This is a genomic window from Desulfuromonas sp. TF (assembly GCF_000472285.1).
In the GTDB taxonomy this organism is placed as follows: Bacteria; Desulfobacterota; Desulfuromonadia; order Desulfuromonadales; family ATBO01; genus ATBO01.
Window position 1 is genome coordinate 66,813 of sequence record NZ_KI421421.1, and the last position, 17,456, is coordinate 84,268.

A 17,456-nucleotide genomic window follows, 5' to 3' on the forward strand; every position below is an offset into this window, starting at 1 on the left:
AAGTTTGTCCAGGACTTTGTGGCGGCCTGGACCAAGGTGATGAACCTTGATCGCTTCGACCTCGCCTGATCATACGAGGTCCTGATTCTCCCGAGGACAAATCGCATACGTCAGAACGCGATCTTTGTCGGCAGAAGTTGGAGTGAAAAAGGGCTTGCGAGATTCAGTCGCAAGCCCTTGATTTTCTTGGCTCCATGTCGTTGCCGTACATTTAAACCAATCATGGTGATTGGAAGTGATTCCGTTACAAGACAAACGGCCCACGCCATATTTCAGGCGGGCTGTTTGAGAAGTCTTCCCAGAGAGCCTGCGCGACGGGTCCGACCAGCTTCTCCCTCATCCGTGCGACACAAATTTTTATTTCCATGACCCTTGCGTAATTTCGGATCACCAATGGCACCAACCGGCCTGTCCGAAGATCCTCTTCGATCAGGTGCGCGTGCAATCGGCCCCACCCCATTCCGGCTAAAAGGATTTCCTTCTTTGTCAGGTGATCTGTCACATACCAGTGCCGGCCCTCTGCCATAAACCCAAAGCTCTGTTCGCGAGGATTGCGGCTGCTGTCCCTGACGACGACCTGCACCGACTCTGTTAAATCTGAAAGGTCCAGGACCTCTTTGCCGAATCGCTCAAGGAATTGTGGGGCGGCCACGGTGATAAGCCTGGAAGTGCTCAAAGGACGCGTCTCGAATGCCGGATTTTCTTCAAACCACGGGCTGATCGCCAGATCAGCCTCGCCCGATTCAAGTCTCTCCAGCGCGCCCCACAGCGTATCCCCCATGAGGTTGAATTGCGTCCCGGGAAATTTCTTTTCACATCGAGAAAGTATTTCCAAAACGAGCGGCATCGGACAACTGGCCTCTATGGCAATGCGGACTTCCGGTTCATTGCCCTGAGCAAGGTGTTTTGCCAGCTCTGAAAATTTCTCGCTCTGAATGAGAACCAGACGGGCCTGTTGACACAAGGATTCGCCAGCAGGGGTCAGCGTCGCCCGGTAGCTGTCACGGGAGAGTATCTGCACGCCCAGCTCCTCTTCCAGCTTCCTGATGGCGACACTGACTGTCGGCTGGGTTTTATGGAGGATTTCGGACGCGGCAAGGACGCCTCCCGCATCGGCGATGGTGACCAGGGTTTTCAATTGTTCAAGAGTCATGGGCGACCGCCTCACCTTTCACATTATAGATTGCATCTATGTTCTGTAATGATAAAAAATATTATTATTCTATACAATGGCTTGTTATTCTCGGATCAGAGTTCACCATAAACCGACACAAAGGAGAGTTCACATGTTCAGGAAACTATCCCCCATTTTCGCTGTCTTCGCTGCATTCATTCTCACGGCGCAGGCGGCATCGGCGGCAACTTACGGGGTCGACCCGGTTCATTCCCAGGTACAGTTCAGCGTCGACCATCTCGTAGTCTTCAAAGTCAGCGGAACGTTCGATGAGTATGAAGGTGAAATCGAGGCGGATGCTTCGGGCAAGACGCTCAAATCTGCCAAGGCATCGATCAAGGTCGCCTCGATCGATACTCGGGAAGCCAAACGGGACGACCACCTGCGCAGCGCCGACTTCTTTGACGCTGCCAATCATCCCATCATGACCTTTGTCAGCAGAAAGGTTGAAGGTTCAGGCGACGACATCACCGTCTTCGGCGATCTGACGATCCGCGGGACCACCAGAGAGGTCGCCCTGAAAGGTCGCTTCCGCGGCGCAAACACCGACCCCTGGGGCAACGTACGTGCCGGGTTCTCCGCAAGCACGGTGATCAATCGCCATGATTATGGTCTCAACTGGAACAAGGCCCTGGAAACCGGAGGCTTTGTCGTGGGCGACGACGTGACGATCACCCTGGAGATTCAAGGTGTTCTCAAGAAGACGTGAGGATCGCGCCGAAACGAAGGGAAAGGCGTCGAAATGAAGATCGGCCACGTTCACCTGAAAATAAGCGACATGGAACAATCGGCCGCTTTCTACCGAAAATATCTCGGCATGAAGATTACGGAGAGGCTGGAAGATACCCTGGTTTTCATGTCTGCCGGGGAGATGCACCACGAACTGGCTCTCCAGGCGGTCGGGAAAAGCGCGGCCACTCCAAATCGTCAAGATGTCGGCCTGTACCATGTCGCCTTTGAAGTCCCTGACAGAAGGGCTCTGATACGGACGTACCAAAGACTTAAAGCGGATGGAGTGGCGGTCTACCCTATAGACCACCGCATCAGTTGGGCCCTCTATTTCAGCGACCCCGACGGTAACGGCATCGAAGTATACTGGGACACCCGGGGCACAGAGCATGGCGTTGACATCTGGGAGGGGATCGATCGTCCCCTCTCAGAGAATCAACTGAGAAATTGCTCTCATCGGGGCGGCCCTGAACCTGAATGAAGACGAGCTTCTTCCCGTGACGTCCTTCCCGCTACGATGAAGGGAAGACACGAGCACAGATGTTGTTTGGGGATATCGTACCGAAGTTCGCCGAGCTGACTGTGGAAGTAACAAGTTGGGCTGTCTTGCATTCTGTTCTGTGTTGGGCCGTCTTAAATCTCGGATATCCTGCATCCCAAGAGAAAACCCGCCCAGGTCGCCAGGCGGGTTTTCGTGTTCAGGGAGTGGTAGTATGTTAACAGGGAAATGTCAGCAGAGCCAATGCTCGCGGACTGCGAGCGCATCGTTGACTTCACCCCCGGATGGCTCATTTTGATGGAGAAGTGACATGGTCAAGCCAGCAAAGAACACGATTTGCCTTTGGTACGATGGCGACGCCGAGGACGCGGCGCGTTTTTACGCCGAGACCTTTCCCGATTCGTCCGTCGGCGCGGTATACCGCGCCCCGGGAGACTTCCCTTCCGGGAAGAAAGGGGATGTGTTAACGGTTTGGTTTACCGTGATGGGCATTCCCTGTCTCGGGCTCAACGGCGGCCCCGCGTTCAAGCACGACGAAGCCTTCTCTTTTCAGGTCGCAACCGTTGACCAGGCCGAGACCGATCGTTACTGGAACGCGATCGTCAACAACGGCGGCCAGGAGAGTGCGTGCGGCTGGTGCAAGGACAAATGGGGCGTGTCCTGGCAGATTACGCCGATCGCCCTGACGCAGGCGGTCACCGATCCCGATGAGGCTGCAGCCAAGCGCGCGTTCGATGCGATGATGGAGATGCGAAAGATCGATATCGCTACGATCGAGGCCGCGCGTCGCGGTTAAGACTGCATTTTGGAAGTGTGCACCTCGCAGCAGGCATTCTATGCGGGATGGCCGAACTCACAAAGGCGGCCAATTGGCCGCCTTTTGTTTTGAATTAAGTAAACTGTCCCCGGAATTTCGTCAAGTAAACTGTCCCCGGAATTTCGTCCCCGGAATTTCGTCAAGTGGGAACAGACGTAGGCCGCCAACGCACCCAGGCTCATCCGGGAGATGGTTTTCATAACGGTTTACCCGCCCGACGCGGCCGTTGGCGCGCCATCAGAAGCCGTTCCTGCTCCTCCGGGGGATAAAAAGTGATGGCTTTGGCAAGCAACGCCTTGAGTTCGTCCAAAAACGGGTAACGCGGATCGAAGGTATAGAGGCGGGTCCGCCCTGCCAGCCTGCTGGCGAGAATTCCCCCTTTTTCCAAACCTTCGAGCTGCTTCTGGATAGGAGCAAGATCGGTGGCAAAAAAGCGGGCAATCTCCCGCGCATACCCCTCATCCCGGGCGTAGATGAAAAAGAGAACCCTTTCCTTGTTGCCCGATCCCAGCAGCGCTTCAAGCATTTTCGACCTCACATGCAGATCAATTGACCTATAAACGATGTCTCTTGACCTATTTTTGATGTCATCATACAACGAACTACCGATTGTGCAACAGAATGTTTGCTGTAAGGCCAGCCCCGAATGGCGTTATTTGATGAGAGTCGAGAGGATTTGAACTCCATGCGGGATATCATCCATATCGACTCCCCCGAACCCTAACAACAGTTTATTCGTCTCGGGACTTCCCGAAGCGTAGAAATCGGAAACGGGCAATAGTCGACAACCCTTTTGCTTTGCTCGCTCTACCAGCCCGGCTTCATCGATCAGGCCGTCGGTCAATTCAAGCACGACATGGAGGCCCGCTCCCTGGCCGATCACCCTGGCGCTCGATCCGAAAGATTGCTCGATGGCCTTCAGCATCGCTCCATGCTTCTTCCGATAATAGATCCGACAACGACGGAGGTGCTGCTCCCAGTGTCCCCGCTCCATGAACAGGATCATCGCCCTTTGGATGAGCAGCGGTACCGGGCAGAGATAATTGCGGAAAAGCCGATGGTAGTCATGCAGCAGCGTGCGGGGCAGGACCATGTAGCTCAATCGCAGCGCAGGCGAGAAAACCTTGGAGAAAGTCCCCTGGTAGATGATGTCGCCTTGGGGATACAAGCCCTGAAGAGAGGAGATCGGCCGCCCGACATAGCGAAGCTCACTGTCGTAATCATCTTCTATGATCAGTCCTTCCATTTTCTTTGCCCAGGAGATCAGTTCCAACCGGTTGGCCACGGGCATCACCTGGCCGAGCGGCATCTGGTGCGACGGGGTAATGTAAGCAACGGTGCATGCGCTCGACGTAAGTGCATCCAGATCGAGTCCATCGGGGCCGATACCGATAGGGACGACCTTGAACCCATGGTTGCGGAAGAGGTCACGGGGAAGATGATATCCGGGATTCTCGGTCGCCACAGAGACGTGCCGCTCCCTGATGAGCTGGGCAACCACGTCCAGGCCCTGCTGCAGACCCGAACAGATCACGATCTGGTCGGGAGAGCAGCGCACGCCCCGTGAGCGTTCCAGATAATATTGAAGAGTGCGACGCAACCCCCATTCGCCCTGCGGTTCGCTATACCGGGAAAATGTCCCGCTGTCTGACCGAAGGCATTCGATGAGGCATTTACGCCAGGCAGACGAGGGAAAGCTCTGCGGGTCGAGGCGCGCGGGATGAAAATCGTAGCGATAACTCTCCGCTGGCCCAGGACGAAGGTCCTGTTGCGGTGGAACAAGCTGTGTCGATGAGACGAGTTCCGGATCGATGTCGGAGACAAAGTATCCGCTCCGTGACTTGCCGTAGAGATACCCCTCAGCGCACAATTCCTGATAAGCTCCCTCGACCGTATTGCGGCTTGCTGCCAACTCCACGGCCATGTCGCGAATCGAGGGGAGCCTGGAATGGGCAGGGAGTTCTCCTGCCAGGACCTGGTCACGAATCTGCTGGTAGAGCTGCCGGTAGAGCGGCGTGGAGTCGTTGGTGTTCAGGATAAACATGGCTTCATCTCAATCAAAGGTAAACTGTTCGAACCGCGGGCGGGGGGGAAACCCATCTGTCCCCATGTTTTTTTCTAAAACTGTACCTTTTTATGGGGCCAGAGATCAAATACTCTGGCACTGTCCGCCAAGCACGAAACCCATTAACGACAGGAGATGGTATGATCCCGGAAAAATTGCAAGAAATTCTACAAACAGACGGTGTTGTCGCGATCGCCACCTTGGGCAAGGATGGGCCACACATGGTCAATACCTGGAACAGCTACATCCGCATCTCACCTGAAGGCCGCATGCTGATCCCTGCCGGCTACATGCACAAAACGGAAGAAAACATCAAGCACAATCCTGACGTGCTGATCACCCTCGGCAGCAGTAAAGTCAAAGGCCTGCATGGACCTGGAGCCGGTTTTTTGATCAAGGGGAAAGCGGCTTTTGTGGCATCCGGCCCCGACTACGATCTCTTGAAATCGAAATTCAGCTGGCTGCGGGCAACTCTCGCCGTCACAATCGACTCCGCCACCCAGACGTGGTAATTGGTTGTCAGCCGTCGGAGTCAAAGATTAACTCCCCGAACACAAGGAGCAAAACAATGGATATCAAGGAAAAGGTTCTCGAAGTGATGCGTGCCGAAGGCCAACCCCTTAATGCGGGCAAAATCGCCGAGCTTGGGGGGCTGGACCGGAAAGAGGTCGACAAGGCGATGGAGCAGTTAAAAAAGGAAGAAAAGATCATTTCGCCAAAGAGGTGTTATTGGACACCGGCCTAGGTGAGAAAATCTCGGCCCATCCTTCTTCCGGAAGGTTCCCGAAATACATGACCTTGAGGGGGAAAATGCCGGATGCCGGCTTGTCAGCCAGCGGGATTTTTCGGCGTGTCGTAGAAAACCACGGTTCCGGATTCGGGTCCGAGGCTTTTCCAGTCCCCGATGTCGAAATCGAGGCAGAGCGCGCCGCACGTTGGAATGTTCTCGATACCGCAGTCGGCGAGCAGATTGCCGAATTCGGTGAGCCCCGGGTTGTGGCCGATCAGCATCACGTGCTCCCAGCGCTCGTCGAGGCCGCGCACCACTTCCAGCAGAGCCTCGGGCTCCGCCTCATAGATTGCCGCCTCCAGGACCAGCCGGTCATCGGCGAGTCCAAGCTCCCGCCCGATCAGTTCGGCGGTCTTGCGCGCCCGCCTGGCGGGGCTGGAGACGATCAGCTCGGGGCGCCGGCCGAGGGCGGCCAGCCGTTGCCCCGTCAGCGGCACGTCACGTTTGCCGCGCTTGTTGAGAGGCCGATCGAAATCCGCCAGCGCGGGGTCCTTCCAGCTCGATTTGGCGTGTCGTACCAGGGTCAGGCGTTTCATTCCGGGGCCTCCTTTAAAACATTGAAGAGCGTCCAGTCCTGCTCAACACCGGAATGGATCAACAGATCCGGGAGGCGCAGCAACATCGGCCGCAGCTCCTCCTCCCGCACCCGATCAGCCGCTTCCCGGGGGCTTAACCATACCCGGCCGCGGATCGTCCCTTCCGGCCAACTCCCCAGCACCTCATCGACGCGCAGCAGAAAGACCTGCACGGTGCAGATTCCCCCCCATTTCGCATAACGGTATTCACCGACCGGAAACGAGCGGATGGCGCCGAGGACTCCGGCTTCCTCCCAGGCTTCCCGTGCCGCGGACTCAGTGGCCGACAGGCCGGGTTCGATAATCCCCTTGGGGATGATCCAGCGCCTGCGTCGCCGGTTGGTGACCAGCAACACCTCCAGGCGGCCGTCGAACTGCCGGAAGGGGATAACTCCCGATTGGCGATAGAACCAGGAGGGACGGGTTTCCATGGGCTCACCCCGCGGTCTTCGGCCACTTCGAAAATGGGAACCGCACCAGGCTGGCGTTGTAATAGCGGGGATCGTCCGAAACCTCCCGACCAGCCCAAGGGGGAAGCTCAAACTGAGCTCCTGGTGATTGGAGCTCCACTTCCGCCAGGATCAGACCTTCATTGTCCCCGAAGAATTCATCTATTTCCCAGACCGTTCCGGCATGTTCCACCCGGTAGCGCATCTTTTCGATCAGCGGACGCAGGCAGAGCCGCTCGAGCATCTCGGCGGCCTCGGCCGCAGGGATCGGGTACTCGAACTCGGCGCGGCTGATCCCCTCGGTCTTCCCCTTGATGGTCATTGTTCCCCTTTCGACGGCCAGGCGCACCCGCACGGTCCGCTCCGGATCTGTGCAGAGGTAACCCTGTCGGAACAAGGTCCCCGTGGCTCCCCGGCGCCAGCTGTCGCCGACGACCAGGAATTTGCGTTCGATTTCGGTTGGCATGGTCGGAGCATTCTCCCGATCAGGTCAAGGTCCGGCAGGCCTTTATTTTCCCTTGGCCTTCTTGCCCTTCTTCTCGATTTTCCTGACATCCTTGCTGGACATCTTTTCGGGGTTGCACAGGTGCTTTTTCTTCTCGGAAACCGCTCCGCATTTGTCGCACTGATATGCACCTTCCTTGGGCTTGTCTTCCGATTTTCCTTTCAGGCAATCACCCATTGGCTTCTCCTTTGCAGAAGGTTCGGCGCCAGCGAAAAGCTCCTCGAAAAGCCGGAGGTTTTTCTTTCGGGAAAACGTGGCGAACTGGTCGGTGAACTCTTTCCTGGCCATCCTCTGACGGTGTTGCAGACCTTCGATCAGCATCCCCATCGTCAGCAGGGTCCGGGGGGGGACCTCTTCTTCCGCCGCCATCTGCTCGGCAAATCTTTCCAGCGCCCCTGACTGCACCTGGAGGTCCTGGAAGTCGCCCAGGTTGTCCTGCAGCCCCTTCAGGGCCCTGATCGGAGGGGCAATCTTCCGCGGCGGATAAAGGCTCTGAAAGAACTCCAGCAGATAGCGGAGCTTTTTGCAGGTCTTGCGCAGCTCGTGCAGATCCTCCGGAGGGGAGTCCTCTGCGATATCTCGGCCCTCCCGGAGGGCGCGGCGCAGGACCTTGCTGATGCGCCTGGCGGCAATCTCGGCCACCGGCCGCACGGCCGCAGGCGGATCCTCCTGCGCGCCGGCCCCGGCGAGGAAGCTCGCCCAGTCCTTCTTCAGCTGCCGGTAGCGGAGGGAACCCAGCTCCCCCGCGAGCCGGCTCTGTTCCGCCCTCTGGCGGACTTCCAGGAAGCGGCCGAGCGGTTGCAGCGCATCGCGGAACTCCGCCGGAAGACTCCCCCGGTAGGCGTCCAGGCGAAGCAGGAAGACGTCCAGGTCGCGAGTCGGCCCGGTGATCTCCCCGAGCCAGGCGAACTCCGGGCGGAAGCGCTCCAGGACCGGGCCGGACAGCACCTCCTTGATCTGGCTCAGGGCCGACCGGGTGCGTCGTACCGCCACCCGGAAATCATGCAGGAACTCCGGATCGCCGGCGGACAGTGTTCCCTCTTCGTTGGCTTCCATCACTTCCAGAAGGTTCTGCAGGATGAGGCGGACGGCTTCCCCCGCGGGCGCGTCCGGATGCAGCTGCAGCTCGTGCTTCACGGATCGGTGGGGATGGTTCATGGCGACTCACCGTCAGCGCAGGTTGCGGCCGCCAAAACCCTTGGCCTTGCGCTTTTTCAGCCGGGTGACGTCCTTGTTCCGTTTTTCGGCCAGCTCCACCAGCAGCTGGTGGCAGGTTCGCTCCTCCTGATTCTCCGCCGGACGACGCTGGATATAGCTGCCGTCGGCCTGCATTTCCCAGGCGCTGCGGCAGTCGTTCCACTGGATATCGAGAAAGGCCCTCAGATCCTGGCGCAGAACCTGATCTTCCACCGGCACAACCACTTCGACCCGGTGCTCGAGATTGCGCTGCATGGCGTCGGCCGAGCCTATCAGGTAGTCTTCCTTTCCGCCGTTGCGGAAGTAGAAGAGGCGGGAGTGCTCCAGGAACCGTCCGACGGTGGAAATCACCCGGACGTTTTCCGACAGCCCGGGCAGACCCGGACGAAGCCGGCAGGTGTCGCGGACGAGGAGGTCCACCCGGACCCCGGCCATGGAGGCCTGGTAAAGGGCGAGTGTGATGTCGGCGTCCTCGAGGGCGTTCATCTTGAACTGGATGTGGCCGGGCTGTTTTTCGCCGTGCAGTTCCGTCTCCCTCTGGATCTTCTCCAGAAGCGCCTTCTTCAGAATCTTGGGCGCCGGAAGCAGCTTGCGATAGTTGCGCTTGGGAGTGTAGCCGGTGGTCAGGTAGTTGAACAGTTCGGTGGCGTCGTTGCCGAGCTCATCGTCGCAGGTCAAAAGCCCCATGTCGCTGTAGATCCGTGAAGTCAGGCTGTTGTAATTGCCGGTGCCGAAATGCATGTAACGGCGCAGCCCGTTGTAGTCCTGGCGGAGGACCAGGATGACCTTGGCGTGGGTCTTGAGGCCGATCACGCCGTAGGTGACGTGGATCCCCGCTTCCTCCATGAGGCTCGCCAGCCGGATGTTGGCCTCTTCGTCGAAACGCGCCTTCAGCTCCACCACCACCGCCACCTGTTTGCCGTTCTGGGCGGCGCGGATCAAGGTTTCGACGATGCGGCTTCGGCTCGATGTCCGGTATAGGGTCATCTTGATGCCGCGCACCTTCGGGTCGGTGGCCGCTTCCTGGAGAAAGCGCTCCACCGAGGTGGCGAAAGACTCGTAGGGGTGCTGCAGCAGGATGGAGCCGGCTTCACGGATGATATGAAAGATGCTCCGTTCGCTCTGCAGGGCCGGGTGGTCGATGGGATGATGGGGGGGGTACCTGAGATGCGGATAGTCGAGGGAGACGATTTCAAGCAGGTCGCGCATCCCCATCATCCCTTCGACCTCGAAGACATCCTGTTCCTCGTTCAACTCGAGTTCCGCGGCCAGCCGGCCACGGCGCACCGGATCCATTCCCGGTTGGACCTCCAGCCGGACGATCGGAGCAAACTTCCGTTCCTGGAGGGCCGATTCGATCAGTGCCAGCAGATCGTCGGCGTGCTCTTGACTTCTCTCCGTGTTGGCGTTGCGGGTGACCCGGAACAGCTCCCAGCCGATCACCTCCATACCGGGAAAGAGCATGTCCAGATTGTTGGCCATGACCTCCTCGAGCAGAACGAAGCTGTCCACCTCACCGATCCGCATCAGCCGCGGGGCTCCGGCACTGATCGGCACCTTGACCCGGGCCAGCGAGAGTTCCCTGTCCTCCGGGTAGCACAGGGCCACCAGCAGGTTCAGGGAGAGGTTGGAGATGAAGGGGAAGGGATGGGCCGGATCGATCGATTGGGGGGTTACCAGTGGAAAGATGTTCCGGGAATAGTCCTCGCGAATCTGTCTTCGCTCCTTCTCGGAGAGTTCTTCAAAGGGGAGGATGGCGATCCCTTCCTTCTTCAGCTGCTTCTTGAGTTGGTTGAGCAGACGCTGCTTTTCCCGCTGGTGCTCGCGGATGATCGCATAGCACTGCTCGATCTGCTCCTGGGGGGTGCGGCCGTCCACGGTCCGCTCCAGAACCCTGGCCCCTTGCTGCTGCTTGAGGCCGCCGATGCGCTTCATGAAGAATTCGTCCAGGTTCGATCCGGTAATGGCGGTGAACTTGATCCTTTCCAGCAGGGGGGTGCGTTCGTCGAGAGCCTCATGAAGCACGCGCTGGTTGAAGGCCAGCCAGGTCAGCTCCCGGTTGAGGTAGAGATCGGGGGACGAAAGATCTGTGGGTGGCGGTGCGGGTTCTTTTCGGGCCGTTTTCACAGGCTTCCCTTTTGCGCTTTTCGGCACTCCGGCATCAGACTGCTGGAACGTCTCCCCGGGGGAGACGTTTTCGTGTGACTCCAGGTTATCTAAAATATTGTATCCAACTTTCGTCATCTGTGCATTCGCCCCTGCTGCTATTCTCCTGATTGTTCAGTACAAAAATAATGAAGCTATTTTGTTCACGATAAAAAAACATTCTTTGATGCTTCGGTTAGGGTTGTGTGAGGTTTAGGTCGGGATCGGTCATTGAGGATCGGATGTCTCGAAAACTAACAAGGATCTAACATGGGATGGATAACGTGCACTATGGGGCGTGATTAAAACCGATAAAAGGAATCCCTGCGCTATAATTAGGGAAAGCATCAGGCGGACCAATGCCCGAGAGGAGAGGATCATGGAAAAAGCGGCTCAGAATAATCTGGAGCAGATCAAGGGGGTGGGCTCGGTCCTGGCACAGCGCCTGGTCGAGGGAGGGATGGACAGCTTCGCCAAGGTGCTTGAGGCGGGTGAGGAAGGCTTGAGGAATATTCGTGGGCTCAATCCGCGGGCGATCCCCTCGATTCTCGAACAGGCGAGGGAACTGGCCGGCGAAGTCCAGGAAGGCCCCGATGAGCGGCTTCGCGCCCTGCGGGAGACCTCGGAACGCCTGCAGAAGCGGGTTCAGGAACTGGTTGCGGACATCCGTGAGCGAAAATCGGACAAGCTCTCCGGAAAAAAAGGAGATCGGCTCGAAATGGAAGCGGGCAAGCTGCTCAAGGGGCTTGAGAAAGTGCATAAGGCTCAGGGGATCCACTTCAAACGGGCCCGGAAGAGTCTCGCAAAGACCGGCAAGAGGCTTGACGGGATGGCGGAAGGCGGCATCAAGGGCCTGACCCGGGGCCTCAAGAAGGCGCGCAAGCCCCTCAAGCGGATTTAAGTTCTACCCTCACCTCTCATGGGTCAGGAAACAGGATGGGATCGTGAAAAACAAACGCCTGGCGGCCATCGACATCGGCACCAACTCCATCCGCTGCATCATTGTCGAGGTGACTGAAACCGGCGATTTCCGCGTGCTCGACGACGAGAAGGCGATGGTCCGCCTGGGCGAGGGGCTTTCAGGCACCGGCGCCATCTCCCCGGCTGCGGCCGAACGGGGCAGGGAGGCGCTGGCGCGCATGAGCAAGATCATCGCCGGCCTCGGGGTGGAGGTGGTGGAAGCGGTGGCCACCAGCGCCGTGCGCAAGGCGAGCAACGGCCGGGAGTTTCTTGCAGGCATCGAGAGCGAGACCGGGCTGCGGGTGCGGATCATCGACGGCGCAGAAGAAGCCGAGCTGGCCGCTCTGAGCGCCTGGCATCATTTCGACATGGCCAATGCCCGCTACCTGCTGGTTGACATCGGCGGCGGCAGTGTTGAGGTGGTTTCGGCGGTAGGGAGTCATATCGAGGAGATCACCTCGCTGGAACTGGGGGCGGTGTTTCTCACGGAGAAATTCCTTTCCAAGGACCCCATCCCCGACAAGGATTTCGCGAGGATGCGCAAGCACATCCGTCGGGAGATGGGGCGGTCCCTGGGGGAGAGGGAATTTCCGGTTCAGTACCTGATCGGCTCGGGCGGAACCATGACCTCCATCGGCGGCATGGCCATGGCCATGCGCAAGGAACGCTACGACTCGGTTCACGGCTACGAGGTGCTCCATTCCGAGGTGGTCCACCTGCTCGCCATGCTGCAGCGCAAGAGCTGCAAGGAGCGCCGGGCGGTCCCGGGCCTCAGTCCCGACAGGGCCGACATCATCGTCGCCGGGGTGGCGGTGGTGGCCGAGTTGATGCGTCTGTCCGGCACCAATGTGCTCAAGGTCAACGAGCGCGGCATCCGCGAAGGGCTGATTCTGCGCAGCCTGCGCAAACATGGGTTTCTCAACTGGCGTCGCAAGCCGCGAGACTGGCTGACCTCGGTGGGCGATTTCGCCCGCTCATGTCATGTGGACGAGAATCACGGCGAACAGGTCGCCAGGCTCGCCCTGCGCATCTTCGACGGGCTGGCCGGGCCCCACGCCCTGGACGAGCGGTCCCGGCAGCTGCTGGAGGCGGCCTGCGTGCTGCATGATGTCGGATATTTCATCAGCTATTCCATGCATCACAAGCACTCCTACCATCTGATCCGCTATGCCAGCCTGTTTGATTTCACCCCCCGGGAAAAGGAGTTGATCGCCAATCTGGCCCGCTACCACCGCAAGGGCCTGCCCAAGAAGAAGCACGAGAATTTCGCCAATCTCAGCCCGGAGGACCAGAACCTGGTGAAAAAACTGGGGGGAATTCTGCGCCTGGCGGACGGACTCGACCGCCGGCGCGGCGGCCAGGTCCGGGATCTGGAGTGCGTTCTCGACAAAGGCCGCTTCACCATCCGCCTGCACGGCGACGAAGATCTCTCGGTGGAGATTTACGGCGGGCATGCCAAGGGCGACCTGTTCGAGGCCGCTTTCGGCTGCGAGCTCGTGCTGACGGAGGAGCCGGCGAAAGACTCTTTGGGTAAACCTTGAACCCGCCGCAGCAAACCTAAACCGTCCTAACCATCGATGATCCGGACCTGCGTCAATTCAGCAGGCAGAGCGAGAGCTCCGGCCAGTGCTGGGCCACAAGACCCTTGCCATGACCGTCCGGTACCTACATGTAAACGAAGACTCGCAGAAAGCCGCTGTCGCCCGGCTCGGCGACTCTATTGTGGCCGAACAATACCCCTCGCAGGGCGACACCGCCTGACTGTATCCCACTAGAGGAGGTTTAGGCGAGCGCCCCGCATTGGGGACAAGTGCCATTTATCTCTCGCTACCAGACCTGCTTGCTTCTTATAGGCTAAAGGCTATATTGCGTTTTTATAGCCCTTGGCCTATTTTTATTCATATTGGCTATTGACTATATTTCTGTTTTATAGCTAAATACCTATACACGCAACAGGAGGCGATATGGATCAAAGGATCATTTCAACCCAACACCTCGGGGAGGCGCTCCGGGCTGCCCGGAAAAAAAAGGGGATGACCCAACAGCAGGCGGCCAAGTCGGTGGGTCTGGATCAGCCTTCGATGTCGAAGATTGAGCGGGGGAAATCGAGCGCCCGCATAGACACGCTTTTCCGGCTGTTGGCGACCCTGGACCTTGAGCTGATCCTTCAGCCGCGGCAGAAGCCGCTGGACGAGAGCGAAGGAGACCGCTGGTAATGGGGCGCAAACGGATGGCGGCAGAGATGCTCATCTACATGAATGGCCAAAAGGTGGGCAGACTGTTCCAGAATGCGGCCGGCAAGCTGGAGATGACCTATGCCGAGGAGTGGCTGGGTTCCGAAGCCCGCCGCCCGCTCTCCCTCTCCTTGCCGTTGAGCAGCCAGAAACACTCGGGTGAGGTGGTCGAGAACTTCTTCGACAACCTGCTGCCGGACAGCCAGCCGATCAGGAACCGCATCCAGGCCCGGTTCGGCGTGAGAACGAACAGGAGCTTCGATCTCTTGTGGCACATAGGCCGAGACTGCGTCGGCGCGCTACAGCTCTTTCCGGAAGATGCCGCCATGGATGTCCGCAGAGTGGATGCGGAGCCGCTCACGGAGGCGCAGATCGGAGAGACGTTGCGCAACTACAGGACCATGCCCCTGGGCATGAGAGCGGACACCGAGTTTCGCATCTCGATCGCGGGGGCGCAGGAGAAGACGGCCCTGCTCCGTCTGGACGGGGGGTGGCATCGGCCGCGGGGGGCCACCCCGACCACCCACATCTTCAAGCTGCCGATCGGCCGCATCGAACACAGCAACATGGATCTGAGCGATAGTGTCGAGAACGAGTGGCTCTGCCACCTGATCCTGAAGGCCTTCGGGATTCCGGTTGCAAGCGCCGAGATCGCCATTTTCGACACCGTCAAGGCGTTGGTGGTAGAGCGGTTCGACCGTCGCTGGGCCGAAGATCGTTCCTGGATCATCCGCCTGCCCCAGGAGGACATGTGCCAGGCGCTGGGCGTACCCCCCGGCCTGAAATATGAAAGCGATGGCGGACCCGGCATCGAGAGGATCATGGAACTCCTCTTCGGGTCCAGTGAGGGACTTGCCGACCGGCGCACCTTCATGGCCACGCAGGTCGTGTTCTGGCTGCTCGGCGCCATCGACGGCCACGCGAAGAACTTCAGCATCTTCCTGCTTCCGAGGGGAGGCTTCCGGCTCACTCCCGCCTATGACATCGTGTCCGCCTACCCCCTCGTCGCCAAGCGGCAATTGGACCAGGCCAATCTCAGGATGGCTATGGCCTTGAAGGGAAAGAACCGGCACTATGCCTGGGCCAGAATCCTGCATCGTCACTGGCTGGAGACGGCTCAAGCCTACCGCTTTCCCGAGGAAGAGATGGAGGTCATCATCGGCGACCTACTGGACAAGATGGACGGAGTGGTCCAGACAGCAACGAACCAGCTACCCTGTTCTTTCCCCGACGATGTGGCTGGACCGATCCTGGATGGCATGAGGGAGGCGCGGGACCGCCTCGTCCGCTCCCGCCATTAGATGAGCTTCGGATGAGAAGAAGCCTCTGGAGTTCATGACACCATCTAAGTCGGACTCGAACTTTCAAGTTCTTTAATTTTATTCAGATTTAGTTCCGGCGGTTTTCCCGGAGAAAAGCCGAGCATAGCAAAGCGGCCGATTTCACATGGGAAATCGGCCGCTTAATTTGCTGGCTCCCCACGTTGGACGTTATTCGAACTTTTTTTACTCTTCCACAGGCGAAAAGCTGATGTTCTGAGTGATCGTCTTCCTGCCTCTAAGTGCCACTCCGCTGGACGATGTCCATTCCCCCCCTCTGGCGGATGAATTCTTGTGCCTTCCCCCGTTTCTGCCTCCTGGGTTCTGCTGTCGCTGGGTTTTGCCCGTTACATATGTAACGCTCGTGTAGCAGTACAGGAAAAGGTCGGGCTGAAAACACAAAATCCTCTAAGCAGGAGTGCGCGAACCCAGTCTGCCACGATATTGCAGGCGGTCAGGCTTTATCTAAAAATGTTAGTAACAAAAATGGATAAAAGCAGTAAGCCATCAATTTATCACCCCTAACAGCTCCTTTGGCACTTTCTCGGTTCGCGAATGCGTCCTTTTTAGTAGTAGATGTGAGAACTGACAGGTACAGGTTTCCGCCCGAAGCCAATGCGACAAGAATTTCCGGACAGTGGAAACATAAGGGGGAGAGGGTACTGCATTTGCCCTTCGTGAGCCATAGACTCTGAAGATTGCCGCGAGAAGAATATAAGTCACATTGTTTTACTGTTGAAAAATGACTCTCCCATCGGCAATTCCGATGCAATGTATAAACAAATTCAAATCTTTCTATTGGACCAACGACGCAGAATCCCCTATAGTTTTCTCGGCAGATTACTGGAGAACTCATGAAAAAGAACCCATTCGAAATCAGGAGAATCGTCTTCTCAAGGCGGTTTTATCACCTTTTGCGGTGGGGACTGGGCGGACTTTTTTTGTATGCGGGCGCTCTCAAGCTCAGCGATCCTCTCGCCTTTGCCATTCAGATCGAGAAGTTCGGCCTTTTGCCGCCAAACTGGCTCGACCCGGTAGCCTTGCTGCTGCCGATCATTGAGATTCTTGCCGGGCTTGTCACCCTGCTCGGTCTTCGGGGCGGTGTTGAAACCATCGGCCTGCTGCTGCTGGTGTTTCTGGCGGTCCTTGGCTATGTATGGTGGAGCGGCATGGATGTTCCCTGCGGTTGTTTCTCCCTGGAGGATGTGCACCATCGATATGGAATCCTGGTTGCCATCGTCCGCGATCTGTTCATGCTTGCCGGCGCCGCTTTTCTCTTCTGGCGGCAGCGCATCTCTTTTCCGTGATCCGGCTGCCTGCCGTGCCAACGGGTACGGCCTAACCATCCATTCAAGGAGGATATTTCGATGAAGAAAATCATGCTGATTATTGCAGTTCTGCTAGTGGCGTTTTCGGCGACCGGCGCCTTCGCCAATGACTGGTTCAAAGACAACCTGACGGTGGAAAAGGCCGCTGTCACCTTCACTCGGGAAGTCGAGCGCGGGGGCTATCAAATCGTGACGACCGAAGAGCTGAAAGACTGGATCGACACCGGCAAGCCGATGCTCATCATCGATACCATGCCCTATGAGGCCAGCTATAAAAAGAACCACATTCCAGGCGCGGTTCCCTTTGAGTTTCCCATTCCCGAAATGGCCGAAATAGACGATTCCACCAAGGTGAAATTCCTGGAACTCCTTGGCCCAGACAAAAACCGACAGATCGTTTTTTACTGCGGCTTTACCAAGTGTACCCGCAGCCACAACGGCGCCATGTGGGCGAAAAACCTGGGATATACTAACGTCTACCGGCACCCGGGCGGCATCCTCGCCTGGAAACAGGCAGGCTATCCGGTAAAAAGCGTGAAATAGACAGCGCAAAGGGGGGAAACCCCTTGCTGCATTTATAACACCTGCCATGGCCATCATGATCGCCGGATCGGATGGCCCTTTCTCATTGGGCAGCGGTGCCGGAACACCTTCCCCCCGCAGTCTCGGT

General features: G+C 58.0%; 19 protein-coding genes. 11 read left to right on the plus strand and 8 right to left on the minus strand.

What is annotated here, in order from left to right; genetic code table 11:
* Nucleotides 1-244: 244 nt before the first annotated feature.
* The gene (locus tag DTF_RS23200; RefSeq protein WP_051361243.1) at nt 245-1,153 is read right to left on the minus strand and encodes a LysR family transcriptional regulator; all 909 of its coding nucleotides are present in this window, start codon (nt 1,151-1,153) and stop codon (nt 245-247) included.
* 133 nt (nt 1,154-1,286) lie between these two features.
* On the opposite strand from DTF_RS23200, the gene DTF_RS0111515 reads away from it, so the two are divergent.
* The 3 genes from DTF_RS0111515 to DTF_RS0111525 all read left to right on the plus strand — a co-directional run bounded on the left by DTF_RS0111515 (nt 1,287) and on the right by DTF_RS0111525 (nt 3,198).
* The gene (locus tag DTF_RS0111515) at nt 1,287-1,883 is read left to right on the plus strand and encodes a YceI family protein (protein ID WP_027715447.1); all 597 of its coding nucleotides are present in this window, start codon (nt 1,287-1,289) and stop codon (nt 1,881-1,883) included.
* A 33-nt stretch (nt 1,884-1,916) separates the two neighbouring features.
* The gene (locus DTF_RS23205) at nt 1,917-2,384 is read left to right on the plus strand and encodes a VOC family protein (RefSeq protein WP_051361244.1); all 468 of its coding nucleotides are present in this window, start codon (nt 1,917-1,919) and stop codon (nt 2,382-2,384) included.
* Nucleotides 2,385-2,712: 328 nt separating this feature from the next.
* Nucleotides 2,713-3,198: a VOC family protein gene (locus DTF_RS0111525; protein WP_027715448.1), complete on the plus strand. Its 486-nt coding sequence runs from the start codon at nt 2,713-2,715 to the stop codon at nt 3,196-3,198.
* Between the two features lie 217 nt (nt 3,199-3,415).
* On the opposite strand, the gene DTF_RS0111530 is transcribed toward DTF_RS0111525, so the two are convergent.
* Both DTF_RS0111530 and DTF_RS0111535 read right to left on the minus strand, forming a co-directional pair.
* Nucleotides 3,416-3,745: a winged helix-turn-helix domain-containing protein gene (locus tag DTF_RS0111530; RefSeq protein ID WP_027715449.1), complete on the minus strand. Its 330-nt coding sequence runs from the start codon at nt 3,743-3,745 to the stop codon at nt 3,416-3,418.
* A gap of 126 nt (nt 3,746-3,871) precedes the next feature.
* Nucleotides 3,872-5,263, minus strand: coding sequence for a PLP-dependent aminotransferase family protein (locus DTF_RS0111535; RefSeq protein ID WP_027715450.1), 1,392 nt, complete (start codon nt 5,261-5,263; stop codon nt 3,872-3,874).
* 161 nt (nt 5,264-5,424) lie between these two features.
* Between DTF_RS0111535 and DTF_RS0111540 the strand changes: the two genes are divergently transcribed.
* On the plus strand, nt 5,425-5,796 hold the full coding sequence (locus tag DTF_RS0111540) for a pyridoxamine 5'-phosphate oxidase family protein (protein WP_027715451.1): 372 nt from the start codon (nt 5,425-5,427) through the stop codon (nt 5,794-5,796).
* A gap of 56 nt (nt 5,797-5,852) precedes the next feature.
* Nucleotides 5,853-6,029, plus strand: a complete 177-nt coding sequence (locus DTF_RS0111545; RefSeq protein ID WP_027715452.1) for a MarR family transcriptional regulator — start codon at nt 5,853-5,855, stop codon at nt 6,027-6,029.
* 83 nt (nt 6,030-6,112) lie between these two features.
* Here the strand turns inward: DTF_RS0111545 and DTF_RS0111550 are convergent, their stop codons facing one another.
* From DTF_RS0111550 to ppk1, 5 genes are read right to left on the minus strand one after another with little or no spacing between them, the layout of a single operon-like run.
* Nucleotides 6,113-6,610, minus strand: coding sequence for a histidine phosphatase family protein (locus tag DTF_RS0111550; RefSeq protein WP_027715453.1), 498 nt, complete (start codon nt 6,608-6,610; stop codon nt 6,113-6,115).
* Nucleotides 6,607-7,080, minus strand: a complete 474-nt coding sequence (locus DTF_RS23210; protein ID WP_051361245.1) for an NUDIX hydrolase — start codon at nt 7,078-7,080, stop codon at nt 6,607-6,609. Before DTF_RS23210 ends, DTF_RS0111550 begins: the two co-directional genes overlap by 4 nt.
* A 4-nt stretch (nt 7,081-7,084) precedes the next feature.
* Nucleotides 7,085-7,564: a CYTH domain-containing protein gene (locus DTF_RS0111560; protein ID WP_027715454.1), complete on the minus strand. Its 480-nt coding sequence runs from the start codon at nt 7,562-7,564 to the stop codon at nt 7,085-7,087.
* 42 nt (nt 7,565-7,606) lie between these two features.
* On the minus strand, nt 7,607-8,761 hold the full coding sequence (locus DTF_RS23215; RefSeq protein ID WP_051361246.1) for a CHAD domain-containing protein: 1,155 nt from the start codon (nt 8,759-8,761) through the stop codon (nt 7,607-7,609).
* A gap of 12 nt (nt 8,762-8,773) precedes the next feature.
* Entirely contained in the window at nt 8,774-11,044 is a 2,271-nt protein-coding gene (gene ppk1 / locus DTF_RS0111570; protein WP_081702931.1) for a polyphosphate kinase 1, read from the minus strand.
* Between the two features lie 280 nt (nt 11,045-11,324).
* Here ppk1 and DTF_RS0111575 point away from each other — a divergent pair, with 280 nt between their 5' ends.
* From DTF_RS0111575 to DTF_RS0111600, 6 genes are all read left to right on the plus strand, one after another.
* Entirely contained in the window at nt 11,325-11,846 is a 522-nt protein-coding gene (locus DTF_RS0111575; RefSeq protein WP_027715456.1) for a helix-hairpin-helix domain-containing protein, read from the plus strand.
* A 43-nt stretch (nt 11,847-11,889) separates the two neighbouring features.
* A complete protein-coding gene (locus DTF_RS0111580; RefSeq protein WP_027715457.1) occupies nt 11,890-13,446 on the plus strand; it encodes a Ppx/GppA phosphatase family protein in 1,557 nt (518 codons plus the stop codon).
* Between the two features lie 423 nt (nt 13,447-13,869).
* The gene (locus DTF_RS0111585; RefSeq protein WP_027715458.1) at nt 13,870-14,121 is read left to right on the plus strand and encodes a helix-turn-helix transcriptional regulator; all 252 of its coding nucleotides are present in this window, start codon (nt 13,870-13,872) and stop codon (nt 14,119-14,121) included.
* Nucleotides 14,121-15,440 carry a type II toxin-antitoxin system HipA family toxin gene (locus tag DTF_RS0111590; RefSeq protein WP_027715459.1) on the plus strand — a complete coding sequence of 440 codons (1,320 nt, stop codon included), beginning with the start codon at nt 14,121-14,123 and terminating at the stop codon, nt 15,438-15,440. The genes DTF_RS0111585 and DTF_RS0111590 overlap by 1 nt, the downstream gene beginning before the upstream one ends.
* A gap of 872 nt (nt 15,441-16,312) precedes the next feature.
* On the plus strand, nt 16,313-16,765 hold the full coding sequence (locus DTF_RS0111595) for a DoxX family protein (RefSeq protein ID WP_035056933.1): 453 nt from the start codon (nt 16,313-16,315) through the stop codon (nt 16,763-16,765).
* A gap of 60 nt (nt 16,766-16,825) precedes the next feature.
* Nucleotides 16,826-17,329, plus strand: a complete 504-nt coding sequence (locus DTF_RS0111600) for a rhodanese-like domain-containing protein (RefSeq protein ID WP_027715461.1) — start codon at nt 16,826-16,828, stop codon at nt 17,327-17,329.
* Nucleotides 17,330-17,456 lie beyond the last annotated feature (127 nt).